Source organism: Staphylococcus sp. HMSC069E10, from assembly GCF_001809205.1.
In the GTDB taxonomy this organism is placed as follows: Bacteria; Bacillota; Bacilli; order Staphylococcales; family Staphylococcaceae; genus Staphylococcus; species Staphylococcus hominis.
In genome coordinates this window covers 176,254-202,356 of sequence record NZ_KV796489.1, presented here as the reverse complement: position 1 = coordinate 202,356, position 26,103 = coordinate 176,254, and the positions used below count along the sequence as shown (strand labels likewise).

Annotated in this window: 25 protein-coding genes; all 25 read right to left on the bottom strand. The window is 31.2% G+C overall.

The genetic code is table 11. The features are described from left to right. Nucleotides 1-20: 20 nt before the first annotated feature. The gene (gene pyrR, locus HMPREF2561_RS08040) at nucleotides 21-548 is read right to left on the bottom strand and encodes a bifunctional pyr operon transcriptional regulator/uracil phosphoribosyltransferase PyrR (RefSeq protein WP_017174555.1); all 528 of its coding nucleotides are present in this window, start codon (nucleotides 546-548) and stop codon (nucleotides 21-23) included. A gap of 267 nt (nucleotides 549-815) precedes the next feature. Next, nucleotides 816-1,733, bottom strand: a complete 918-nt coding sequence (locus tag HMPREF2561_RS08035; RefSeq protein WP_017174554.1) for an RluA family pseudouridine synthase — start codon at nucleotides 1,731-1,733, stop codon at nucleotides 816-818. A gap of 11 nt (nucleotides 1,734-1,744) precedes the next feature. Beyond that, the gene (gene lspA / locus HMPREF2561_RS08030) at nucleotides 1,745-2,221 is read right to left on the bottom strand and encodes a signal peptidase II (RefSeq protein WP_048762366.1); all 477 of its coding nucleotides are present in this window, start codon (nucleotides 2,219-2,221) and stop codon (nucleotides 1,745-1,747) included. Nucleotides 2,222-2,305: 84 nt separating this feature from the next. After that, nucleotides 2,306-2,782, bottom strand: coding sequence for a CHAP domain-containing protein (locus HMPREF2561_RS08025; protein WP_025987213.1), 477 nt, complete (start codon nucleotides 2,780-2,782; stop codon nucleotides 2,306-2,308). Nucleotides 2,783-2,786: 4 nt separating this feature from the next. Next, nucleotides 2,787-3,581 carry a VOC family protein gene (locus HMPREF2561_RS08020; protein WP_070468658.1) on the bottom strand — a complete coding sequence of 265 codons (795 nt, stop codon included), beginning with the start codon at nucleotides 3,579-3,581 and terminating at the stop codon, nucleotides 2,787-2,789. A gap of 192 nt (nucleotides 3,582-3,773) precedes the next feature. Next, complete coding sequence (locus tag HMPREF2561_RS08015; RefSeq protein WP_048762472.1) at nucleotides 3,774-5,183, bottom strand: NAD(P)H-binding protein; 1,410 nt, start codon at nucleotides 5,181-5,183, stop codon at nucleotides 3,774-3,776. Between the two features lie 196 nt (nucleotides 5,184-5,379). Further along, nucleotides 5,380-8,130, bottom strand: a complete 2,751-nt coding sequence (gene ileS, locus HMPREF2561_RS08010) for an isoleucine--tRNA ligase (RefSeq protein WP_048762364.1) — start codon at nucleotides 8,128-8,130, stop codon at nucleotides 5,380-5,382. Nucleotides 8,131-8,349: 219 nt separating this feature from the next. Next, the gene (locus HMPREF2561_RS08005; protein ID WP_037540982.1) at nucleotides 8,350-9,030 is read right to left on the bottom strand and encodes a DivIVA domain-containing protein; all 681 of its coding nucleotides are present in this window, start codon (nucleotides 9,028-9,030) and stop codon (nucleotides 8,350-8,352) included. 63 nt (nucleotides 9,031-9,093) lie between these two features. After that, the gene (locus HMPREF2561_RS08000; RefSeq protein ID WP_029376746.1) at nucleotides 9,094-9,867 is read right to left on the bottom strand and encodes a YlmH family RNA-binding protein; all 774 of its coding nucleotides are present in this window, start codon (nucleotides 9,865-9,867) and stop codon (nucleotides 9,094-9,096) included. A gap of 75 nt (nucleotides 9,868-9,942) precedes the next feature. After that, on the bottom strand, nucleotides 9,943-10,239 hold the full coding sequence (locus HMPREF2561_RS07995) for a YggT family protein (protein ID WP_002455457.1): 297 nt from the start codon (nucleotides 10,237-10,239) through the stop codon (nucleotides 9,943-9,945). Nucleotides 10,240-10,261: 22 nt separating this feature from the next. Then, complete coding sequence (gene sepF, locus HMPREF2561_RS07990) at nucleotides 10,262-10,852, bottom strand: cell division protein SepF (protein WP_002455458.1); 591 nt, start codon at nucleotides 10,850-10,852, stop codon at nucleotides 10,262-10,264. 5 nt (nucleotides 10,853-10,857) lie between these two features. After that, a complete protein-coding gene (locus HMPREF2561_RS07985) occupies nucleotides 10,858-11,532 on the bottom strand; it encodes a YggS family pyridoxal phosphate-dependent enzyme (protein ID WP_017174546.1) in 675 nt (224 codons plus the stop codon). 62 nt (nucleotides 11,533-11,594) lie between these two features. Beyond that, nucleotides 11,595-12,425 (bottom strand): peptidoglycan editing factor PgeF, encoded by an 831-nt coding sequence (pgeF, locus tag HMPREF2561_RS07980; protein ID WP_048685142.1) that lies wholly within the window; start codon nucleotides 12,423-12,425, stop codon nucleotides 11,595-11,597. A 154-nt stretch (nucleotides 12,426-12,579) separates the two neighbouring features. Further along, nucleotides 12,580-13,758, bottom strand: a complete 1,179-nt coding sequence (ftsZ, locus tag HMPREF2561_RS07975; RefSeq protein ID WP_017174544.1) for a cell division protein FtsZ — start codon at nucleotides 13,756-13,758, stop codon at nucleotides 12,580-12,582. Nucleotides 13,759-13,787: 29 nt separating this feature from the next. Further along, complete coding sequence (gene ftsA / locus HMPREF2561_RS07970; RefSeq protein ID WP_019835560.1) at nucleotides 13,788-15,221, bottom strand: cell division protein FtsA; 1,434 nt, start codon at nucleotides 15,219-15,221, stop codon at nucleotides 13,788-13,790. 103 nt (nucleotides 15,222-15,324) lie between these two features. Then, a complete protein-coding gene (locus HMPREF2561_RS07965; RefSeq protein WP_019835559.1) occupies nucleotides 15,325-16,470 on the bottom strand; it encodes a cell division protein FtsQ/DivIB in 1,146 nt (381 codons plus the stop codon). Nucleotides 16,471-16,488: 18 nt separating this feature from the next. Continuing rightward, on the bottom strand, nucleotides 16,489-17,835 hold the full coding sequence (murD, locus tag HMPREF2561_RS07960) for a UDP-N-acetylmuramoyl-L-alanine--D-glutamate ligase (RefSeq protein ID WP_017174541.1): 1,347 nt from the start codon (nucleotides 17,833-17,835) through the stop codon (nucleotides 16,489-16,491). A gap of 1 nt (nucleotide 17,836) precedes the next feature. Further along, nucleotides 17,837-18,802, bottom strand: a complete 966-nt coding sequence (gene mraY / locus HMPREF2561_RS07955) for a phospho-N-acetylmuramoyl-pentapeptide-transferase (protein ID WP_017174540.1) — start codon at nucleotides 18,800-18,802, stop codon at nucleotides 17,837-17,839. Nucleotides 18,803-18,976: 174 nt separating this feature from the next. Continuing rightward, nucleotides 18,977-21,223 (bottom strand): penicillin-binding protein, encoded by a 2,247-nt coding sequence (locus HMPREF2561_RS07950; RefSeq protein WP_048762358.1) that lies wholly within the window; start codon nucleotides 21,221-21,223, stop codon nucleotides 18,977-18,979. After that, nucleotides 21,204-21,605, bottom strand: coding sequence for a cell division protein FtsL (gene ftsL, locus HMPREF2561_RS07945; RefSeq protein WP_017174538.1), 402 nt, complete (start codon nucleotides 21,603-21,605; stop codon nucleotides 21,204-21,206). The genes HMPREF2561_RS07950 and ftsL overlap by 20 nt, the downstream gene beginning before the upstream one ends. A 13-nt stretch (nucleotides 21,606-21,618) precedes the next feature. Next, nucleotides 21,619-22,554: a 16S rRNA (cytosine(1402)-N(4))-methyltransferase RsmH gene (rsmH, locus tag HMPREF2561_RS07940; RefSeq protein WP_017174537.1), complete on the bottom strand. Its 936-nt coding sequence runs from the start codon at nucleotides 22,552-22,554 to the stop codon at nucleotides 21,619-21,621. 14 nt (nucleotides 22,555-22,568) lie between these two features. Next, on the bottom strand, nucleotides 22,569-23,000 hold the full coding sequence (gene mraZ / locus HMPREF2561_RS07935) for a division/cell wall cluster transcriptional repressor MraZ (RefSeq protein WP_017174536.1): 432 nt from the start codon (nucleotides 22,998-23,000) through the stop codon (nucleotides 22,569-22,571). Between the two features lie 142 nt (nucleotides 23,001-23,142). Further along, a complete protein-coding gene (gene bshC, locus HMPREF2561_RS07930; RefSeq protein WP_049382512.1) occupies nucleotides 23,143-24,756 on the bottom strand; it encodes a bacillithiol biosynthesis cysteine-adding enzyme BshC in 1,614 nt (537 codons plus the stop codon). Nucleotides 24,757-25,136: 380 nt separating this feature from the next. Then, on the bottom strand, nucleotides 25,137-25,826 hold the full coding sequence (locus HMPREF2561_RS07925; protein WP_002448764.1) for a YjjG family noncanonical pyrimidine nucleotidase: 690 nt from the start codon (nucleotides 25,824-25,826) through the stop codon (nucleotides 25,137-25,139). Nucleotides 25,827-25,951: 125 nt separating this feature from the next. Next, nucleotides 25,952-26,086, bottom strand: a complete 135-nt coding sequence (locus HMPREF2561_RS07920) for a beta-class phenol-soluble modulin (protein WP_002488710.1) — start codon at nucleotides 26,084-26,086, stop codon at nucleotides 25,952-25,954. Between the last annotated feature and the right edge of the window lie 17 nt (nucleotides 26,087-26,103).

Genomic DNA, 26,103 nt, shown 5'->3' with positions numbered 1-26,103 from the left:
GTACTGGTTTAAAAGGTTAGTTATTCAATTACTACTGCATTTCTATCATCTATTTCTTCAAGATAAACAGATACTGCTTCATCTTTTGCAGTAGGTATATTCTTTCCAACAAAGTCTGCTCTAATTGGCAGTTCACGATGGCCACGATCCACAAGGGCAGCGAGGCCAATTTTTATAGGTCGAGAATGTAATAAAATTGCATCTAAAGATGCTCTAACTGTTCGTCCAGTATAAAGTACATCATCAATAATGATCACTATCTTATCTGTAACATCTTGATCAATTTCAATGGCATCTTTAGTGATAGGCTTTTTCGAGTTTTCAATATCATCTCTAAAATGAGTAATGTCAATCGTACCTGTTGGAACTACATGATGTTCAATTTGTTTAATTTTTTCTTGAATACGACGTGCTAAAAATTCGCCTCTTGTTTTAATACCTAAAAGAACAAGTTGTTCAGTTCCTTTATTATATTCTAGAATTTCATGTGCTATACGTGTAACAGTACGTTGTATAGCTGCTTCGTCCATAATAATACGTTCTGACATGATTACACCTCTTAAAAGAAAAAACCTCATGCCTTTTACAAAGACATGAGGTTTAATGTATATAAAAATATTTTATATGATTCGTCTGATAACAATCGAACAATTAAAGTTAATCATATTTATATCATTAGTCACCCTGTCTTTTGAGCCTCTCTGGACTCTTTTTAAAAGACACTGTTTTGTTTAATTTTAACTGTTATTAGCTTAAATCTTTTTAGTTCATAAGTCAATATGCTTTCTTTTAATTTACGACTTTGTTCTCTAATTTTATGATTCTCTTAATCGAATATCTTCTAATAGCGATTGAAACTCTTGAGGTAACTCAGCATGACGTTCAATATATTCATGAGTGACAGGATGTTCAAAACCAATAACTCCAGCATGTAAAGCTTGTCCACCAATATCTAATGTTTTTCTAGGACCATATTTAGGATCTCCAACAAGTGGGAACCCAATATATTTCATATGAACACGAATTTGATGAGTACGACCTGTTTCTAATTGACATTCAATTAATGTATAGTCATTGAAATGTTCTATTACATTAAAATGAGTCACTGCTTCTTTTCCATCATCAACAACATCCATAGATTGACGGTCTTTTTTGTTTCTGCCTATTGGAGCATCAATTGTTCCATAATCATGAGGGATATTACCATGTACTAAAGCTGTATACTTACGCTTTACTGTTTTATCCATAAGTTGTTCTACTAGACCACGATGTGCTATATCATTTTTAGCTACCATAAGTAAACCAGACGTATCTTTATCAATACGATGAACAATACCAGGACGTATCTCTCCATTGATACCTGATAAATCTTTAATTTGATACATTAACCCATTAACTAATGTACCTGTATAATGACCTGGTGAAGGGTGTACAACCATGCCTTTAGGTTTATAAACAATGGCTACATCTTCATCTTCATAATAAATATCTAAATTGAGGTTCTCCGGTAAAATATCGGCTTCAACCACTTCTTTTTCAGTCACTTGAATCTCATCATTTAATTTAACTTTATAATTTGATTTGATTATTTTACCATTAACAGTGACTAAATCATTTTTAATCCAATCTTGAAGTTGACTTCTAGACCACTCACTATTGAAATCAGATAATAATTTATCAATACGCTGACCTACGAGTGCTTCATCTTCTATTTTATATTCATACGTTTCCACTACGTGCCCTCCTATTCTTTTTTAGTTGCATCCTTAACCAATGCAATAATGACAAAAATAACACCAATTGTTAAGCTTGAATCTGCGATATTAAAAATTGGAAAATCATATCCAAAAATATTTGTATCAATGAAATCAACAACTTCACCATTGAATAAACGATCGATAAAGTTACCTAATGCACCAGCAAATAATAAGCTAATTGCAACTTGCATAAACGCATTATATTTAGTTTCTTTAATATAAAATATAATAAGTACAGCTAAAATAATAAGAGTAATAATATAGAAAAATCCCATTTTACCACTTAAAATCCCCCATGCTGCACCATTATTTCTATGTGATGTAATATTTAAAAAATGAGGAATCACTTCATAAGAATCACCAATGTTCATGATTGCTGTAATTATTTTTTTAGTTAATTGGTCTATAATTAAAATCACGATGGCTACTATTAAAGATAAACCAATATAATATTTCTTTTTCATTCATGTGCCTCCATTCAGCCCTCAACTCTTTGACAACACTCTACATTATAGCCTACTACTTAGTATAAAAAAAGCTACAATCTTCTATGTCATATTTGTGTTACTTTTAGGATGAATATAATTAAATTGATCGACTTGATCAACATCTACAAAACGTGTTGTAATTTCGTAAGGTTTTCTGAAATTCATATCAGAGACTATTAAAGAGCCATCATTATTGACTTGTTCTACATAAGCAACATGTCCATGTTTTCCTTTTGGATAATGTAAAATAGAACCCTTAGTTGGATTTTCATTGACTGTATACCCTTGTTTCTTAGCCTTATTTGCCCAATGTTTAGCGTCACCCCATTGGTTACTTATTAAATGATGGTCTTCTTTTACTCGATCAAATACATAGTAAGTACATTGACCTTTAGCGTATGTGTTATATTTCATAGGATTTTTTTCCCAAAAATGAATTGTAGGTTCAGTCATATCTTGATTGTCTAGACCATCAAAAACTGCACCGGCCGTAAATATCATGCACACAAACACCATTAAAAAAATCCATTTTTTCATTTCATCACTCTACCTCTATAAAATTAAATCTAAACTGGATACCATCTAGACCTTTTATATTGATATGATGTGTTTCTGGATAATGAAAGTCAACGATAGATAAACCATAAGTATGTTCATTATCTATTCGCTTTATTTTTGAATTCCATTGATTCATTGAAAGATGACAATAATATTGTTCAGAAGCTAAATAAAACGATTCATCATCTAAATATGCAGAAGGTACTAGTCCAAAATGGTTTAAATAATACTCTCTTACTTCATTTAATCGAATGGTTTTTAAACTAATATTCCCAATTTTACTATCATTAGGTAAACCTTGCCATCCGATGGTGGATGCATATGGTAATAATGAAGAAACATCGAGCGGCTTAATATTGAGTCTAATCCATTCACTTTCTTGTTTCCAATCAGAAATCGCTTTATCAACATAAAATTTAAACATATGACCTTCTGGATCTTCGACAAAAATAAATGTACATACATTTTGTTCTCCACCATTAATTGGTAACTCATAATCATTTAACTTTTCAATTAGATCTGCCAGATGTTGTTTATTGGATAATTGAATTCCTATATAAAATAAACCAGCTTCTTGAGATAAAGGATTTCGTCCAGACTTTATCTCTCTTAAAGTAATATAATGGTGACTGTCTCCAACTTGATATTTGACAGCGGTTAATGTCTCTTCCACTTTTTTAAACCCTAATAATTCTTCATAGAACGGTTGTAAAGTACGTAAATCTCTTACATTTAAAGTGATACCATTAATAAAATGTGCATCATTATCATGAAACATAGGACACCTCCTAAATTTTAAAATCTCTCTTTCAATTTAAAAAAGCTATGATTAATGATTATTCTATAATAAAATATTTAAAATTTTATCAGTCTTAATGCGTAATATTCAACTATTTAGACTAAAAAAGCTTTCGATAGAGAGAACTTCATTGCGTTTCCATCGAAAACTTTTAAATATATATAAAGTACATTATTTTTTAGCTAAAACTTTATTGTAGATTCTTGTACCAACACATGCACCAAACATTACACCAGTAGTCATAGCAAGATTAGTAAAAATTTTATTAACGAAATCTTGTTTATCTTTTTCATAACTAGCTAAATGATTCATATACTGTTTGAATACACCCATCACAAACTTATGTGCAATGGCTTGAGTAAACTTATAAACTCCCCATGGTAATGTTGGTTCATATCCTTGCAACGCTGCAATACCTTCGTTGGTATCTAATATACGTCTAAATTCAAATCGTGCATTACTACTGTCTTTAACCATAGCTAAATCTCCACCAACAATTTTATACACAATCATTTCATTAATAGAATCATGATTATCTCTTTTCATTTTTAAAATACATTTCCTTATTAATGGTAATTGAATATTAAATTCATGCTCATTAATGGTACCATTTACTAAATGGAGCGTGATATTATTAATAAATTCTGCATATTCTCTTGTTACATCCTGTATCGAATAACTTTCCGGAATTCTAAAACGCGTCATTGCTCTAACATCTTTAACTTCATCTCTCTTATTTTGATTTGATTTAGATTGTTTTGTAGTTATTATTTGTTGTTCATCTTGTTTTTCTTTAAGTGCTTTTTTCACATTTTCTTTACCATTCATTTTCTCTTTAATCCAATATCGACTTAACCGAATAAGGATGGTTGGTAAGTGCAATATAAACAAATGTTTATCAAGAATAGTCGCTATACGTTCAAATAATTCTTGATAATTCATTACCTTAGGCCTTGTAATATTAAATACTTCATTTTCTTTAGGAGAACGTTCGACTAACATAGCTAATTTATCAATAACATCATCCATAGATACTGGCGCAATCATATTGTAAGCCCAGTTCGGTAGAATCATTGCTGACAAACGCTCTATCATTCTTTTAAAAATAGGATATGAACTACCGTTTGAATCTATAATTAACCCAGCACGTAATGTGCTTACAGGGACACCATAATATCTTAATATTTTTTCACATTCTAACCGACTTTTTAAGTGAAGTGACAAATGACTATCATTCGTGATAATACCACTCATAAATATAATGTGTTTGACCCCATGTTTTTTCGCTACGCGCCCAACATTATCAGCTAGTAGTGCATCCATATCTTCAAAATTAGCCTGTGTAAGTTTAGCACTTGTCTTCATTGAATGACCAAGATAAATCGCAGTATCTATACCTTTCATTACTTCAGTTATAGCATCTAAATCAAATAAATCTGCTGATTTCCAAGTTACATTTTTTTCATTTTTTTTATTTTGAGCATTTCTTGATATTGCGATAATCTCATGATTAACTTTTAATTTATCTTTTAAGTGACTACCAATATATCCAGAAGCCTCTGTTAGTAAAATTTTACCCATCATTTTATCTCTCTTCCTATATTACTTACGAGAAACATTCTATCACTTATTATTTGATATAACCTCATCCGTTTTTATCTAAACTTGAAACTCTATTCAGATATATTTTCAAATTATTATTATTTAATATTTATATACTTTATAAAAAAACGCTCGTAACCCTTAATTAGGTTACAAGCGTTCTATCTCTATTGAATTAAACTAAAGTTTTTACGACTTCTTGACAACGTGGACATAAATGATCAAGTTCACCAACAGATCCTAATGTTTCACTATAATTCCAACATCTTTCACATTTTTCACCTGAAGCATGGTCAATACGAATGTCACCATGTTGGTATTCATTTCCATTGTCTACTTTTTCAGTCACTTCAACTTGAGAGACGATAAATAATTGTTGTAAGTCATTAAATTGTTGTAAAAATTCTGCAGCTTTAAAGTGATCATTGTTTCCAATCACTACTTTAGCTTCAAGAGATTTACCGATAACTTTTTCATTACGTGCTGCTTCTAATGCACGGTTTACATCATCACGTAATGACATAAATTGATTCCATTTATCTAATAACTCTTGATCAACGTCCACAACTTTTGGCATATCTGCTAAGTGAACACTTTCTTCTTTAACATGTGGTGTATGAGACCATACTTCTTCGGCAGTGTGTACTAAAATAGGAGCAAGTAATTTAGTCATATCTACTAAAATTTGATACAACACTGTTTGCATGCTACGACGTTTATGTGCGTCTTTTTGTTCAATATACAGAATATCTTTACCATAATCTAAATAGAAGTTACTTAATTCAACATTGATAAAGTTTTGAACTTCTTGATAAATATTTAAGTAATCAAAGTTATCATAGTGATTAATAGTACTAGCAGTGAATTCACGTAAGCGATTCAATAAGTAGCGATCTACTTCTAATAATTCATGTTCAGGTACACTGTCTGTTTCAGGATTAAAGTCGTTAATATTACCTAACATAAATCTTAAAGTATTTCTGATTTTTCTATAAACATCAGACGTTTGTTTTAAAATTTCATCTGAAATACGTACATCTGCTAAATAGTCTGTACTACTTACCCATAATCGTGCAATATCTGCACCTTTTTGTTTTACTACTTGATTAGGCACGATAACGTTACCTAAAGATTTACTCATTTTTTTACCTTCGCCATCCATTACGAAACCATGTGACAATAAGAATTTATAAGGCGCTTGTCCTCTAGTCGCAACTGCTGTAGTAATTGAAGAGTTAAACCAACCACGATATTGGTCACTACCTTCAAAATATAAATCGGCTGGGAAATGCAATTCTGGACGAGTTTCTAACACGCCTCTATGAGATGAACCAGAGTCAAACCAAACATCCATAATATCTGTTTCTTTAGTAAATTCTCCATTAGGACTTCCAGGATGTGTGAATCCTTCAGGTAATAAATCTTTAGCTTCTCTTTCAAACCAAACATTTGAGCCATATTCTTCAAATAAATCAGCTACATGATTGACTGTTTCTTTTGTCATAATAATATCGCCATTTTCAGCGTAAAATACAGGCAATGGTACACCCCATACACGTTGACGAGAAATCACCCATTCACCACGGTCACGAATCATATTATAAATACGTGTTTTACCCCAATCTACTTTAAAATCAGTCTCTTCAATCGCATCTAAGATATCTTGTCTCACTTTATTAATTGAAGCAAACCATTGAGGTGTTGCACGGAAAATAACTGGTTTTTTAGTACGCCAATCATGCGGATAACTATGCGTAATAAAGTCTAATTTTAATAAGGCACCTTTATCAGTTAAAAGGTCTGTTACAGCTTTATTTGCTTTATCATAGAACATACCTTCAAATTGTCCGCCTTCTTCTGTGAAGACACCTTTATCATCCAAAGGACTAATGACAGGTAAATCGTATTTTTGACCTACAACATAGTCATCTTCCCCGTGTCCAGGGGCAGTATGTACACAACCAGTACCAGCATCAGTTGTTACATGACCACCATTAATGACTAATGACACTCGATCTATGAAAGGATGTTGTGTTTCAACATACTCTAACTCTTTCCCTGTAAATTCTTTTTCCAATTGAATAGTATCTTTATCCCAACCTAATGCTTCAGAAACACTTTCAGCTAAAGCTTCAGCAATCACGTATTTCTTACCATTTACATTATATTGACCATATTTCAAGTCTGGATGAACTGTAATTGCTACGTTAGAAGGTAATGTCCAAGGTGTAGTTGTCCAGATAATAAATTGAGCATCCTCATCGATAGTACCTTTTGAATCTTTAACATCAAAGGCTACATAAATAGATGCTGAACGTTTATCATGATATTCAATTTCAGCTTCAGCAAGTGAAGATTCACTTGATGGTGACCAATATACTGGTTTTTTACCTTTATAAATTAAACCTTTATCAGCCATTTCGCCAAACAAACGAATTTGAGCTGCTTCATATTCAGGTTTAAGAGTAATATATGGATTATTAAAGTCCCCACGTACACCTAAACGTTTAAAATCTTGTTTTTGAAGTTCAACTTGTTCTAAAGCAAATTCTTTACATTTTTCTCTAAACTCAGCAATTGACATTTTTTTGCGATCAACGCCTTTTTTAGTCAATGCTTGTTCAATTGGTAAACCATGTGTGTCCCATCCTGGAACGTAAGGTGAGTAAAATCCTTGCATCGTTTTATAACGTACAATAATATCTTTAATAATTTTATTTAATGCATGTCCCATGTGAAGATTACCATTTGCATAAGGTGGGCCATCATGCAAAATAAATGATTGATTTCCTTCATTTTTCTCTAAAGCTTTTTGATAATGATTATTTGCTTCCCATTGCTCTTGAATTTTTGGCTCTTTATTAGGTAAACCTCCTCGCATTGGAAAGTCAGTTTTTGGCATTAATAAAGTTTCTTTGTAATTCATATTTTCCACTCCTTAAATATAAAAAGAACTCTAAGTTCAATTAATAGGGACGGGAAATCCGCGGTACCACCCTTCTTAACTCAACTTAGAGTTCTCTTCTTAATATTATAAAATTTTAATTTGCCAGTGATATAAAAAATAGACTTATATTAGGCTTCCACCGTGTCCTAACTCGCTGTGAAAAGTTTATTATTTTTTACGTGTCTGACATTTTATTAACTATTTATTTGATGATGATTCGCTACTTGAAACATCCTTATTTTCAGAAGTAGACTTATTTGTATTAGTTGTTTCATTAGAATTGATTGACTGATTTTCCTCATTTGATAATGTCTCAGTTGTTTCACTCGTTGGAGTTTCACTATTCGCATTTGGATTTACATCTTGTGGATTTAAATGCTGTATGTTTTCTTGTGTCACTTGTTCTGCATCAAAATCATAATTTAATAAGTAATCCCAATCATCATTTTTCAATAAATCCAGCTGTGCTTCTACAAGCATACGAAATCTTGATCTAAATATTTTAGATTGACGTTTCATATCTTCAGTTTGGAAAGATAAATGACGTGCTTTTTCAATAGCATCATTTACAATCACATCAGCTTGCGCTTTTGCTTTAGAGATAATTGCTTCTGATTCTTTTGTGGCAGCAATTTTTGTTTGTTCTCCAGCTTGTTGAGCTTGAATAAGCGCATCACTTACTGATTGATGAACATCTTGATAAGATTTAATATTAGTATCTCTCTCTTCAAGCACTTTTTCAAGTTGTTTTTTTTCTTCTTTAAGTCTTTCAATCTCATTACTTAATTGAGTTAAAAAGTCGCTAACTTCAGCAGGCTCCAAACCATTTTTCACTCTTGTAAATTCCTTATTTCTTATTTCATTAGGTGTAAAAGCCATCTGTTATCCTCCTTAAAACAAACCATCATAAAGGTGTTTTTATTATTTATCAATCAATATCATTTACTTAAATAGTGTTTGATACGTTATATGAACTTTTTCTTTTTTAGTTTTGCCACCTATATCAATAATTCGAGCACGTCCAAATCCTTGAATAGAGAGCAAATCATTGTTTTGAAGTTGAAAATCGGGAGAATCGATTAAAGTATGATTCACTTTTACCCGTTTTTTTTCAATTAATTGTTTAGCAATTGATCTAGATTTTCGAATCATTTCTTTTAAAACGACATCTAATCTTAAAGCACTGACTGTACTATGATGAATATTCCAATTCTCTTTTGATTGTATCATATCTTTAAATGGAATAGAATCAAGTTTGACTGTAGCACCTTTAATCTTTGTTAATTCCATCATAATATATGATTCCAATTGCTTTGTCAAAACAAACTGAATCGTATCACCAACAAGTATATCTCCTACTTGTTCTCTTTCTATACCTAAAGACATTAAAGTTCCAAGTACATGTTGATGTTGAATAGACACAAATTTCTCAGGATAATTAATTTGGATTAATACTTCTTCAAAATCACCTTCAGTAGGTTCAAAATAACTAGGCGCAATAATTGCTCTCTTTCTTTCTGCCGATTGACCACCGAAATAGCTCACTTTCATATCTTCAAAACTACCGACGATGACTTCTAATATATATTGTCCTCTAGGATCTAAAAATGAAGTCAATACAGGTGCATATTGTTGATTAACTTGTTCACATTTATCTAATAATTGATCAATAAGTGGTTGTTCTTCATTTCTAAAGTGCTGATAAATATCGATGATTAACGCCTCCTCTTTTAAGTGTTAAAGAGCCTGAGACATTATGCATATCACAGGCTCTACTAACTTATTATAAAATTATTTTAGTATTAAATAATTTAATATCATATCAAAAATACTTTTCAATCCATATTGAAATAATACAAGTACAAATAATGCTACAATTGATGAAATATCAATCATACCAATGGGTGGAATAATCTTTCTAAATGGCTCTAAGAAAGGTTCATATATCTTACTTAAAAATGATCCAAATTTAGATTCTCTAATTGTTGGAACCCATGAAGTAAAGAAATAAATAATCATTCCCCAATAATAAATTTGAACTAGTAATAATATAAAGTTAAATATACTAGCTAATATACCAACATCCATATATTATATTCTACTCCTTAAATTATTCGTAATGTTGTTGTGTATTCATCTGTTCAAGGTGATCGGTAATACTACCTGCCACCTCAACATTATCAGGTGTACAAAGGAAGATATCAGCACCTACACGTTGTATATCTCCGCCAATGGCATAAACTGTTCCACTTAAGAAGTCAATAATACGTTTCGCTGATACTTTATCAATACGTTGTAAGTTAACTAATGTCGCACGACGATTTTTAAGTTCATCTGCAATGTCTTGAGTATCTGAAAATACACGAGGTTCAAATAAGCACATTTTTGAATTTTCGTAATTACTATAACCTGTACCAGCTGATTGATTCATAGTAACAACATTTTTTGAATTAGACTTATTTGATGTATTTCCCATACGATAATTCCTTTCTTCAGTATTGTAATTTTTTGATACTTTCTTTTGAGGTACAGTTTTTAAGTGATTTTGATTATTCTGTGTTCTTTCAATAGGTTGCTGTTGCATATTACGATTTTGATTTTCTTCATTTTGTGTTACACGCTGTTGTCTTTCAGCAGGGCTTTCGACTTCTTCTTCATCTTCCATTAGGAAAAAATTATTAAATAAATCCTTGATAGCCACGGGGCTCACTCCTCTTCTCCAACAAGTTTAGTCCCTATTCTTATAAATGTAGCACCTTCTTCTACAGCAATAGTATAATCATTACTCATTCCCATAGATAAATATTCACATGGTGCATAATTTAATTTAAGGTTTTTAATTTCATCTCGTTTTAATCTCAATTGTTTAAATAACTGATGTATGTAGTCCTTATCATCGGTATAAGGCGCCATTGTCATTAATCCAACAATTTTAATATTGTCGAATGCTTTAATTTGTTCAATAAAATCATTAACTTCACTAAGCGCAATACCATGTTTAGTTTCTTCACCAGAAACATTCACTTGGATAAAGCATGAAATAGTGTGAGTTGCTCTTTTATTAATTTCTTTTGCTAAATTCAAACGATCTAGTGCATGTAAATAATCGATGTCATTAATCACATCTTTTACTTTTCTAGACTGTAGTGAACCGATAAAATGCATTGTAACATCTTTAGGTAAGGCTTGTTTTTTTTCTAGAAAACCTTCTACTCTATTTTCTCCAAAGTGTCTTAAACCAGCATCATACGCTTCTTTTGCTCGGTCTATTGTAACATATTTTGTTACTGCAATCACGTTTGGAGCGGTCTTAATCACACTTTTTTCAAGATGATGATTAATTTCCGTTTGTATTTTTTCTAAATTTTCTGTCACTTTCATTATATATCAACCTCTTAACTTTGTAATGACATAAAGGATTATAGTGATATAACTGCATTACACTACACTTCTCCTTTTTGACCTATAAATGCTAGCATCCTGCCAGTTTTACCTTTTTCAACACGATAAGAGAAAAAAAGCGATAAGTCTTCTGACGTAGTATATTTTGTAATGTTAATATTTTCAGCTGGTACGCCACTATTTATTAATAATAAAGCGTTGGCTAATTTTAAATCAATACCATGTCGATCAGTATCTCGTGTTTCAATATATTTGTCAGAATTAATAGGCAATGTTTCAAATTTCTTTTTAATATCATCATTTATTTCATAGGTTGAAGAAGTCGCTGGACCTATGACTACATTTAAATCTTGATAGTCAAATTCTACATATTTAAGCATTTCTACTACTATTTGACCATATGTTCCTCTCCACCCCGCATGAGCTAGAGCGATAAAATGATGTTTTTCACTATAAAAATATACAGGTACACAATCAGCATAACACATCGTTAATAATATATCTGAATCATAAGTATACATACCATCAATTCCATATAATTCATTACCTAATGTCTTAATATTAGCGCCACAATGTGCTTTAGTAATGTGAGCGATATTATTTTCGTGTGTTTGAATAGGAAAAACCCATTGTTGTGTAGGAAAGTTGATAGCATTAGCTAATATCTCTTGATGATGCGTCACATAACTAGGTTCATCATCAATATAACGTGCCATATTAAATGCATCTCTTGGATATGGACTCTTTCCATCTTCGCGTGTAGTAAAACCAAGTGTTAACTGATCATATTGTGATGTATAACTCAAATAATGTGGCTGTTTTATAAATTTTTCCACGTTGTGAAAACCACCTTCACTTTTAAGAATAGTCATACCTAGACTATTGTTTTATATTTTATCAGCATTTCGATTAAAAGATGTAGATAAATGTATTATATAACATATTTCTTTTTAAATTAAACAAAACAAAAAGAGCAGCATTCTCCTCAGAAATCACTGCTCCTTTCTTTATATTTATACTTTAATATTAGCGTCTAGTTCTTCTAGAACGTCTTTCTTCTCTATTACGAATAAAGCTAGGAATATCATCATCTTTAGTAGTATGACTTCTTTCGCTTAGACCATCAGAAGGACGTGAATTAGATGTACTATGTGTGAATGAGTCTTCTTTTGGTGCACTTTGAGTTGATGTACTAGAAGTTGCACTTGAACCAAAACCAGTACTTGACGCTTTACGTCCTTGAGATGTTGGTTTATCTTCAAATCCAGTTGCGATTACTGTTACAACAATTTCATCTTGCAATTCTGGATTAATTACAGTACCAAAAATCATATTTACATCTTCATCTGCTGCATCTTGTACAATATCAGCTGCTTCTTGGGCTTCGAATAAAGATAAAGATTCTCCACCTGTAATGTTCATTAACACACCTTGAGCACCAACAATTGATGTTTCAAGTAATGGAGATGAAATAGCTTTTTTAGCAGCTTCCACTGCTCTATTTTCGCCTGAAGATACACCAATACCCATTAATGCAGAACCTTGGTTAGACATAATTGTCTTAACGTCAGCAAAGTCTAAGTTCACTTCACCTGATACAGCGATTAAATCAGAGATACCTTGAACACCTTGACGTAAAACATTATCTGCTTCTTTAAATGCTTCCATCATAGGAGTTGATTTATCAACAATATCTAATAAACGATCGTTAGGAATAACAATTAATGTATCAACTGCCGCTTTCATTGCTTCAACACCTGCTGCTGCTTGTGTAGAACGTTTACGTCCTTCGAAGCCAAATGGACGAGTTACAACACCTACTGTTAATGCTCCCATTTCTTTAGCAATTTTAGCAACTACTGGTGCAGCACCTGTACCAGTACCGCCACCCATACCAGCAGTAACAAATACCATATCAGCGCCTTGAATAGCATCTTCAATTTGTTCGCGTGATTCTTCAGCAGCTTTTTTTCCAATTTCTGGATTTGCACCTGCACCTAAACCACGTGTTAATTTTTCACCGATTTGTATCTTAGATTCTGCTTTAGATAAGTTTAAAGCTTGCCCATCAGTGTTAATTGCAATAAATTCAACATTGTTCATTCCATGATCAATCATGCGGTTAACAGCGTTGTTACCGCCGCCACCTACACCGATGACTTTTAATGTCGCCAAATGATTAAATCCTTGTTCAAATTCTAACATTTATTTTTCCTCCTAGTCTTAATGGCCAATTATTCAAATAGAGATTTCATAAGCTTTTTAAATTTGCTTTCTTCTTTATCAGATTTTTCATGTTCATCATCATAATGATGTGTTCCATCTTGATGGTTGTTTTCATCATACGTTTCATAATCATCATGTTTCTCCGCTTTTTCACGTACTTCCGGCTGATGATTTTCGTCAGTGTCTTCGTTTTTATTAGATTTACGTTTAAACCAGTCAAAGCCACCTGATTTTGAAGTATGATTGTGTTCGTCATTTTCAATGACTTCTTCTTCAAATTCATCATTATCTTGATAATTTATTGTAACATAATCTAATAATTCATCAAATGTGATACTACTAGATATTGTAGAAATCGCTGAAGTAAATTCAGGTTTTCTAATTCCCATTTGAGAAGGTGTATGGATTCTTATTTTTTCATTAACCATTGTACTTAGTAATTCTTTAATGCCCAATAAGTTTGAAGAACCACCTGTAACAATGAATCCACCATTTACTTTAGTTAATCCTAAATCTACCAACACATCAAATACTTCATCAAAGATATCTTGCACTGTTCTTTCAATAACTGCACTTAAATCTTTTTGAGTATACTCTACTAATTCGTCACTATCTACCTGATCAACACTGAAAACGTCTTGATCAGACGCTGATTGTGTATAAGCATGTCCATATTGATGTTTAATTTTTTCAGCTGTTTCATATGTAGTGTTTAATTCTTCTGCGATATCATCTGTAATATCACGTCCAGCTAATTCAATTGAATCGGCATCTACAAGTTCACCGCGTTCATAAAAGGCGATTTGAGTGAGATCTTCACCAATATCAATTACACATGCACCTAATTCTTTTTCAGTTGCAGATAAAATAGAGCCATAGTTATAAGCATCTGAATAGACGTCCAATACATCTACTCCACAAGATTCTACACATTTAATCATATTAATTAGAATTGACTTGTGAATTGCAATAACACCTGCTTCTACTTTTAACGAGTGTCTTGCAATGAGTTCTTTAGGATCCGAAACCTCGTTATCTCCATCTACAATGAATCTAATCGGAAACACATCAATAACTTCTGTATCAGGTACATCATTTTTTTGACGTATACCTTCCAATACTGTTTCAATATGTGATCCACTAATTTCTGTATCTTCGTAAAAATCAATTTCGTTTTCTTCATCGTACACTTCAGTACCAATGATAGGTAATTTTAAGAAAACTTCTTTTATATCCACACCTGATGCGATAGAAGCTTTTTTAATTGTATCTTTAATTGCTTGTTTCGCAATATCAAAATCATCAATCAATCCATTCTTAATACCGCTAGTGTAGGTTTGCCCTGTACCTATCACATTAATACCATTGTGAAATTTTTCGCCTACTATTGTTTTAACACTTGATGAACCAATATCTATGCTTACATAGTAATGTTCCTCCATAGATAGGCACCTCCTGACAAAATACTATTAAAATACACTATATTTAGTTTACAATACGTCGTTTAGCTTGTGAACTATAAACACATATTATTATCGAAATTTTTTAATTATTTGTATCCGATTGTTCGCTTATTTTATTTAATGCACTTTGTAATTCATTTTTTGCTTCTGTTTCTTGCTGTGTTTTTTGACGAACATTTTGATCGGACTTAGAATTAATACTGCTATTTTCATTATATGGAATAAATGATGCTCCTACAGATAAATCAATATATCCTTGTGTTTTTAATTGACCTGAACTATCTTTTGCAAGAGATTGAGACATTTGAGGATAATACTCGATTTTGTTAGCTAGAGTATTGATGTCTCCTACTACTTGCATGCCATCTTTCATATATAAAAGGACTCGATTTTGTTGATTCTGCAAAGGTGCATATTTTATTTCTGAAATCATATCTCTCGTTTCATTAGACATTTTAGATAATGCTTTCGTGATACGATTTAAATTGTCACCTTTAAAATCTTCTAATACAGGTGCACTATTCGCAATATCACCATTATAATTGTCTAATTTTTTATTTCCTTCAATTATTGGCACATATTTATTTTTATCTTTTACAATACCTACTAAATTATTTTCAATAATTTTAACATTTAAAGTATTAGGCAACTGTTTATTAATCTGAACATCTTTGATTAATGAATTTTTCTTTAAATTATTGATAGCTTTGCTTTTACTAAAAGTATAAATGCGTGATCCTTTTTTGATATTTAATTCTTTTTCAACTTGGCTATCACTTACATTATGATTACCACTAATATTAACATGAGAAATTCTACTTAATGGTGTAAACATATATAGTAGAAATAATATAATTAAAAGTATTAAAGTAGTAACAATAATATATTGGATACGTTTTTGTCGCTTTCTTTTATCTATCTTTTGTTGTTCTCGTTTTTCAGCTACCGTTAAGTGACTATATTTATCATTTTGAAATTTATTGCGCTTTTCTCTTAACCTTGTTTTTACTTCTTTCTTTAAATTTTCACCTTTATTTTTCGAAGAATTTAAAGATTTATTTGACCTTCTATCATTTGAAAGATTCTTTTCTTTTTGGAGTCTATCTTTTGATTTAACATCATCTTTAATTTTTTTATTTTTATCATTTTCTAATTCAGTTTTGTCTTTATCAAATGAACGCTTGATAGAACGAATCTTTTTATTTCTATTGCCCCTTGTATCATCCAATTACTTCACATCCTTTAATTAAGATGGTAGGTATGCACGGAAACTTTCAATAAATCTTTCGCCGCGTTCTTCAAATGTTTTATATTGATCCCAACTTGCACATGCTGGTGAAAGTAAAACAACATCATTAGGTTCAATGACATCTTGAACTTTTTTTACTGCATCTTCTATATCAACTGCCTTGATTACTTCTTTACCTTGACTATTACCTAATTTAGCGAATTTATCTTGAGTTTCACCGAAAACTACCATTACTCTAACATGTTTCATGTAAGGAATTAATTCATCAAATCCATTACCTCGATCTAAACCACCACATAACCAGATAATAGGTTGTTTAAATGAATTTAAAGCAAACTGTGTTGCTAATGTATTGGTTGCTTTAGAGTCATTATAGTATTTATTTGTTCGATTCGTTCCAATATATTGTAATCGATGTTCAATACCTGAGAATGTTGTTAAACTATCTACGATAGCCTTAATTGGTACGCCTGCAAGTATCGCAGCTAAAACAGCAGCTAAAATATTTTCTAAGTTATGTTCTCCTGGTAAAACTAAATCATCAATATTAATAAGGTTAACATCATTATAAACGATATAATTATCTTTAATATAGATGCCATCTACTTCTTGTTGAGTAGAAAAATATAATGTTTTAGCTTTTAAATTTTCAGTTTCAATTAAATGACGTTGATGATAATTACAAATCAAATAATCATCTTCTGTTTGATTTTTGTAAATACGTCGCTTCGCATTTTGATAATTTTCTAATGACTCATGATAATCTAAATGAGCAGAATAGATATTTGTAATGATGGCAATGTGAGGTTTGTAATGTTCAATGCCAAGTAATTGGAATGAAGATAATTCAGTGATTAGATATTCATCAGGTGACGTTTCTTGAGCTACTTTAGAAGCAACATACCCAATATTTCCTGAAAGTCTTCCAGTTAATCTACTTTTTTTAAACATATCTCCAATGAGAGAAGTTGTTGTTGTTTTACCATTTGTACCAGTCACAGCGATAATTGGAGCTTCAGAAATTAAATAACTTAATTCTACTTCAGTTAAAATTTTAAGGCCTCGTTGATATGCTTCATCAATAATTGAAACTGTATAAGGTATACCTGGGTTTTTAACAATAATCGGGTTGCTATCAAGTAATGATAATGGATGACCACCATCAACAATTTTCACACCTAATGTTTCTAAGTCTTTTGCATGGGGATCTTTAGATAAATCTTTCCCATCATTTACAGTTACATTTGCACCTAATTTAACTAATAACTTAGCAGCTTCATAACCACTTTTTGCTAATCCAACTACAAGAACATCTTTATTCTCTAATCCTGTATAATTTAGCATTCTAATGCACTCCTATCCATAATCCAATTAATCCTGAAATTAAGCCCACAAGCCAAAATACTGAAACAACTTTCCATTCACTCCATCCGCTAAGTTCAAAATGATGATGAATTGGTGTCATTTTAAAGATTCTTTTTTTAGTTAATTTATAAGATGATACTTGCAACATTACTGATAATGTTTCGATAACAAATACTAAACCTACAAAAAGTAATGAAAATTCTTGGTTTAACATGATTGAAATTGTAGCAAAAATACCTCCTAATGCTAAGCTTCCTGTATCTCCCATAAATACTTTGGCTGGATTTAAGTTATACGGTAAGAAACCGAGTAATGCAAAAATCATAATAATACAAAAAGTACCAATTGCAGGGGCATTTAACATGAAACTCATAATTGCATACATAGTGAATCCAATAATTGATAAGCCAGTTGCTAATCCATCCAATCCATCAGTTAAATTAACTGCGTTTGAAAACCCAACTTGCCAAAAAACAATAAAAATAACGTACGCAAACGACAATGGAATTCCAAAATTAGTAAATGGAATATTTATACTTGTTGAAAATTCTATTAAATGAAAAACATCGCTTAGAATGAAAAATATAATTGCTATTGCAATTTGAGCTAAAAATTTCTGCTTACTTGTAAGTCCTTGGTTATTTTTTTTAACTACAATAATGTAATCATCAATAAAGCCAATGAGTCCAAATCCTATTGTGACAAAGAGTAATAGAATAATGGGATTGGAATGATCTGTGAAAAATATAGCAATAATAGATGTAATAATAATACTAATTAAAAATGTTAAACCACCCATGGTTGGTGTACCCGTTTTTTTCATATGACTTTGAGGTCCTTCTTCGCGGATACTTTGCCCAAATTTCATTCTTTTAAGTGTCGGTATAAGTACAGGAACTAAAATAAATGTGATAAGTAATGCGATAATCGCAAATATAAAAAGCATGGTAATCTCCTTTATGTATTTTAAATTTATTCGTTTTTCACTTTATTTCCTTTATAATCTTATCAATTTTCAAACTAATTTTATATATATTATGTAAGAAAATGAGATTATAAATAAGGTATACATAATATATGACACCTTATTTATTATCATTTAAAACGACGTCATTTGTTCTTATGAATCGTTTTTATCATTAGACGTTGTATCAGTTGAATTATCTGAAGTGTTATTTGAATCAGAGCCACTCGAATCAGTTAAGGATGTACTATCATTAGGATCATCAGTAGATAATTCTATTTCAATTTTATTATTACTTTTGAGTGTTGACCCACTCGCTACAGATTGTTTTGTTACGTATCCACTGCCTTTAGTCGTAACATTGATTCCAGTTAATTCTTGGAAGGCTAGGACATCGTCTGTTGTCCAACCTTTCATATTGGGCATAGTAATATCGCCGTCTGTCACTGCTAACACTTTACTATTCGGTAATAATTTTGTATTAGCTCTAGTAGATTGAGCTTTTATTGTATTACCATTACCAATAATGACAGGTTGTAAATCTTTTCCTTTAAGACTATCTTGTGCCTTTTGACTTGGTTGCCCTACAACATTTGGCACTTTACTATACTGTGCTGATTGAGTCTCATCTTTTTTAGAGCCTACATTTAAATACTTAAGTGTATTTTCCATGATAGGTTTAAAAGCTTTACTTACCCCTAATTCATATGCTTCTTGGTCATTTTTCTGAGCAAGACTCATACCGGCATAAACAATAACTCTTGGATGTTTTTTTGGCGCATCTCCCATAAAGCTTACAAAGTAGGGATTTGCTCCTTTAACGTATCCACTACCATTTTCATTAACGACCTGAGCAGTACCTGTTTTCCCTTCAATATCATAACCATCAATACGATAATTGGAAGCATGACTTTTATCACTATTTACTACTTTATCTAATTCTGTTTCAACTTTATCCGCAGTTTCTGAAGTAATAGGTTTTCCAGCTATTTTCTTTTCACCTTTATAGAATGTTTTCTTTGAAATTGGATTGTCTATACTTTGAACAAACCAAGGTTTTAACATATTTCCTTTATTAAAGAAAGCTGATTGTGCTTGTATCATTTGTACAGGTGTCACTGTAGTCGATTGACCGAATGCTGATGTTTTTTGTTGTAATTCATTTGACCAAGCAATATTTCCTTTTAATTCTCCGTCAAACATGCCATTTGTTGATTTACCAAAACCAAAGCGCTCGTACCAAGATTTCATTTTGTCAGCACCAACTAAATCTTGAAGATGCATCATCAATGTATTAGATGAGTAAGTGAAACCTAATGACATTGGAATTTCTCCCCAACCGGTTTTATTCCAGTCAGAAATTCTTGAACCCATAATATCACGATGACCAGATTCATATTTTTCTTTAGGATTAAATTTACCTTCTTGAATGGCAGCTGCTAATCCATATGATTTAAATGTTGACCCAGGCTCATAGGCATTTTGATATAAATCATTCGCCCATTTTTTTCCAAAGTCTTTACCCGTTTCGGGGTTGAACGTTGGACGTTGACTATATGCAAGAATTTCTCCTGTTTTCGCATCCATAACCACTGCAAATAAATCTTTTGGTTCATATCGTTTCACCATATCATCAAGGGCCTCTTCGACAAATACTTGTATATTTGAATCAATGGTTAAATGAACGTCATCACCACGTTTTGGCGCTTTTTCATTTTTACTGTTTGGTGCAATATAACCCCAAATGTCATGTATATAAGATAGCGAACCTTTCTGTCCATTTAGATAACTATTAAAAATCTTTTCTACACCTAATGCACCATTTAATTCCCCGGTATCAGGATTTTTTTGAGCCATACCAATTAAATGAGAAGCAAAATTACCGTTAGGATAGAATCGTTCAGTTTCTGGATATAAGGTGATGCCTGGTAAGTCCATTTTATCGAGTTTAACTTTATCTTGATATGTTAAATTTGTCCCTTTCTGTCCAAATTCAACTTGAAAGGCTTTCTTTTGATTAAGACGTTTTTCAATTTCATCAGGTTTCATATCAATAATTTTTGATAATTGTTTTGCTGTTTTCTTTTTATCTTTAACATACCTTGGTGTATCACCAACTTCTCCAGCATTTTTATCAATAATAGCTACTAATTTATATCGTTGAACATCTTCGGCTAAAATTTTACCGTTTCTATCGTAAATTTTCCCTCTTTCAGGCTGTTCTTGCGTTTTTACGAGATATTTTTCATTAGCGCGCATCACTAAATTTTGTCCATCTGAATGTCCAGTTATCATGATATATGAATATCTTAAAACCAATACAAAAAAGAGCAGTCCGAATAATCCAACAAGGAGGACTGCTCCTAATTTATTTTTTCTAATTTTAATTTTTCGCTTCGCCATTAGTACGCACTACCTTTACATTATCGTTCTTTAGGCTCATACCTTGTTTTTTAGCCTGATCGTAAATGCGCTCATAAGAAGAATTTTTCTTAATTTCAGATTGAATTGCATTGTTTTCATTAGATTGTTGTTCAATCTTTTGATCTAACTCGGCAATTTTATCATTTGTATCGTATGCATCCATTTTTAAAGATAGCATATAGATTGCTAGAACAGCAATTGCTGTGACAAGCGTTATGTATAAAAATTTCTCAAATCGCGTAAGTTGAACAACAACCTTTTTAGTTACTGTTTTCGTCTCAGATTGTGTTTTTGGTTGTTCTTTCGGTATGCTAGTGTGCTGAATGTGTTCATATGGTTCGTAAATTTTTTCTACAGCCATCCTCAATTACTCCTTATTTTAATATTTCAGCAACACGTAATTTTGCACTACGTGCTCTATTATTTTCGTCTAAATCCTCATCTGTAGCAGTAATTGGTTTACGATTTACTCGTTTTAACTTAGGTGTATAAGCTTCAGGAATAATTGGTAACCCTCTAGGCACGTCAGGTCCTTTTTCGTATTCTTGGAAAATTTGCTTGCATAGTCTATCTTCCAGAGAATGGAAAGTAATGACTGAAATCCTACCTTTTACTTTAACATGCTCAATGGCTTGTTCAATTGAATCTTCGAACGCAGATAGTTCATCGTTCACTGCTATTCTTATCGCTTGAAAAATGCGTTTAGCAGGATGACCACCTTTTCTTCGAGCTTTAGCTGGAATACCTTCTTTAATAATATCTACAAGCTCTAATGTTGTTTCAATAGGTTGTTGTTCACGGTGTGCTTCTATTCTTCTCGCTATTTGTTTAGAAAACTTTTCTTCTCCATAACGATAAAAGATTTTAACCAATGCTTCATAAGACCAATCATTAACAACATCATATGCAGTTAATTCTTGCGTTTGATCCATACGCATATCTAACTTTGCATCATGATGATAACTAAATCCTCTTTCAGGTATATCAAGTTGTGGACTTGAAACACCTAAGTCATAGTAAATACCATCTACTTTTTCAATTCCTAAATTTTTCAAAATATCAGTTAATTCTCTAAAGTTATTATGTACAAACGTGACCTTGTGTAAGTGATCTTTTAGTACTTCTTTAGCATTTTCTAAGGCAGTAGTATCTTGATCGATTGCAATCAACCTACCGTCATCGTTTAATTGATTTAATAAATAGAGTGCATGACCGGCTCCACCAAGCGTACAATCTACATATATGCCATCCTCTTTGATGTCTAATTCATCTATTGTTTCTTTTAGCATAACGCTTACATGATGAAACACTATAAATTCCTCCATTAAAAATCAAAATCTATCAAATCTTCGGCAATATCTTCAAAACTTTCTTCTGATTCTTCATAAAATTCATTCCAAGTTCCTCTATCCCAAATCTCTATACGATTTGAGACACCTATTACCGTACATTCTTTTGTTAAATTTGCGTATTTCCTCAAATTTTGAGGAATGTTAATACGCCCTTGCTTATCTAGCTCTACTTCGATAGCTCCAGAGAAGAACATACGCATAAACTTACGTGCGTCTTTTTTTGTCATAGGTAAGGTTTTCATTTTCTCTTCAATCTGTTGCCATTCTTCAAGCGTGTAGCCAAACAAACATTTATCAAGGCCTCGTGTGATAATAAAACGTTCATTTAAGTCATATCTAAACTTAGATGGAATTATCATACGTCCTTTAGCATCTAATTGATGCTCGTATTCTCCCATGAACATTATTACCACCTCACCTTATTAATAATTTACCACATCTCACCACTATCCTCCACTAATTATGTAAAATATCTTAAAATTCTTTAATTTGACATAAAAAGACCCATATTATCTATTTAAATAATATGGGTCTCTCCCTTACAAATTAAGGTTTTATAACTATTTGGTTAAATGTATATTTAAGTGGAGGATAAGTGGAAGGACTGAACGCATCTATCCCAAATTCATTCATCATTTGAAGTGGATTCCAAATTCTTTCTTGTAGACCACCCATTGGATGCAATACATGTTCAATCTCTCTAAAATGTTTCATACTTATATCGTTATCTCTTTCAATGTTAAGTAAATATCGGTTTAATAAATATTCAAATTGTTTATTATGAATGTCATAATTTTTCTTTACTAAATTGATATTGTCATGATTATCATTCACTTCTTTAAGAAGTAATTCGTATATTTTGGCATGATTCTCTTTTAAAGACTCTACTTTTTTAATAAATGTATCTGAGGCTTTGCTACGAACGAAGTTTTCTCTATCCGTTTCTATACCGTTCATAATAACATTTTCAGCATTTAACTTATACTGATTAATTAGCTTTTCTATTCTAATTGGTAAATAAGTGATTTTCATTCTTGGTAAAACAATAGGCATTTCAACATCTAAAATTTTAAATACTTCATTCAATTCAGCCCAGTATTTAATTTCACTTGGTCCTCCAATAAAAGCTACCGTATTAAATAGCCATTCTTCCATTACTGGTCTAGTTACAACATTATTAGAAAAACGAGTTGGTTCTTTTTCAACTAATTTTAACAATTCATCTTTATTATATGTAATATCTGATTTACTCAATTTGAATACATCATCTTTTTTAATAATTAGTTGACGCATACTATCTTCATGAAGGAACAAATGGACATTGGTATCTGTTTCAATCATTTTGTTTAAACCTGATTGCGTAGTTAATTTTTGTGTTTTTCTAAACGCCTGGTTAATTTCATTATGTTTTTGAATAATATTTTTTAATAATGGCTTCTCCAATTCACGAATTTTTTCATATTGAGCATCAATAAATAGTACACCGTAATCTTTAAATACTTCTTGAAGTAACCCTTTAAAAATATCAGTCCAATTATTGTACTTTTCTATAATCTCTAAACATACTTGATAAAGTGCGTTAGTATGTTTGGTTTCTTTTAATTCTTTAAAAAATTGATTAAGTGCTTCAATCATCTGTTCCTTTTCTGGAATATAGCGAGAGACGCTTGTTTCAGGTGGTGTCATTGTATGATATTTTACTTTATGTAATTGAGCGTCTTTTGCATTATAAGCATACGTATGATTTACTTCTTCAAAGTCATGATCTTCACCAGCAATCCAAAAAACAGGTACAACTGTTTGTTGGTATGTTTCAGTTAACTCACGACTTAAATTAACAATTGAAAGAATTTTATGAAACGTATATAAAGGTCCACCAAAAAGACCAGCTTGCTGGCCCCCAATTACCACTTTAGCTCCTTCACTGAGTGCAGTAAGATGAGTCTGTTGAATTTCTGTTATATTCAAATCTGACATATATGATTTAATCACTTGAGCAAGTTGTTGCTCTCTACCATTATTAGGACGATTCATTCTTTGATTAAAACTAGATGGTTTGACTGGATTATATTGATAAAATTTCAATAATGTTTCATCACTGTTTTCTAACTTAGTAATAAATGAATCTTTTTCTTGAAAATTAGTTACTTTACAGTTCATTCCCTTACTCCTTCAATATAACATTACTTATTCAGTATAAAGATTATATCCTTAGATGACAATTTTACGGCTTAAATATTGAAATTCAAATCCATTTTATCAGATTATAAGTAATTAATATGTTATTAAATGAAAATCGTATATTAATGACGATACAATATATATAAAGAATTTAAATGATAATGAAAACATGAGTAAAGTTCAACATCTTTAAATAAATTAAAAAAACTGTTGAATTATTTGAGGAATTTAAAGAAAAAGAAATTAATAATAAAGATTTGCATAAGGGTTCAATATACTAGTATGGTTTCCAAATCATTAAGCTATAAACGCTATTTGCATAAATAAGCCTGAGCCATTTAGCTCAGGTCTGTTATTAATCATTCTTCCACTAAATTAACCAATTCATACAAAGATTGTATTTCATAATCCGGTACAATATCACTGTTATTTTCTTTATTACGATAATTAAACCAACATGTTGTAATACCAGCATTTTTTCCACCTAGTATATCTGATGTAAGAGAATCTCCTACTATTATTGAAGTCTTTCTTTTTTCTTCACCAATTCTCTCAAAGATATAATCAAAAAATTCACTCATAGGTTTTTGATATCCTGTTTCTTCTGATATATATACTCCAGATAAGATATCTTTAAACTCTAATTGAGCAATACGACGTTTTTGAGTATCTGTAACACCATTAGTCACAATAAACAATTCACATTCTTGGCTTAATCGATCAATTGTTTCTAAAGTAGAGTTGAAGAATTTTAATGGTGCTTTAGCTAGTTCGTCTCTAAATAAAACATCGGCTTTTTTACCATCTACGTCTATGCCATACTCTTTAAAATAATTAATAAAACGATGTGTTAATACTTCTTCTTTAGATAGTTCATTTTTTTGAAATGCTTCCCAATGATTTTGATTTACTTTCTTAAAATATTGAAAATCTTCTTCAGTTGGATAATGACCGAAATGATGTGCCATTTGATGAAATGCTCGATCTTCTGCATCAAAAAAGTCCACAATTGTATCATCAAAATCAAGTAAAATAGTATCGTATTTCATTTTTATACTCCTAAATTATAATATGTATATTATTTTAGCAGATTTGTCATGATTCATTAAATAATGCCAAAAAATAAAAACACTTAAGGATTAATCCTTAAGTGTTGAATACTTGCTATTAAGTATTAGAAACCAAATACTTTACCTAATACACTTGCACCACTTGATACAATGTCAACAATACTTGTACCTAATTTTGTCCAATCTTGATTTTGTGCTGCTGTTACAGTATTTGCAATTGCTTCTGCTAATTTAGTCATTTGAATTTCTCCATTCT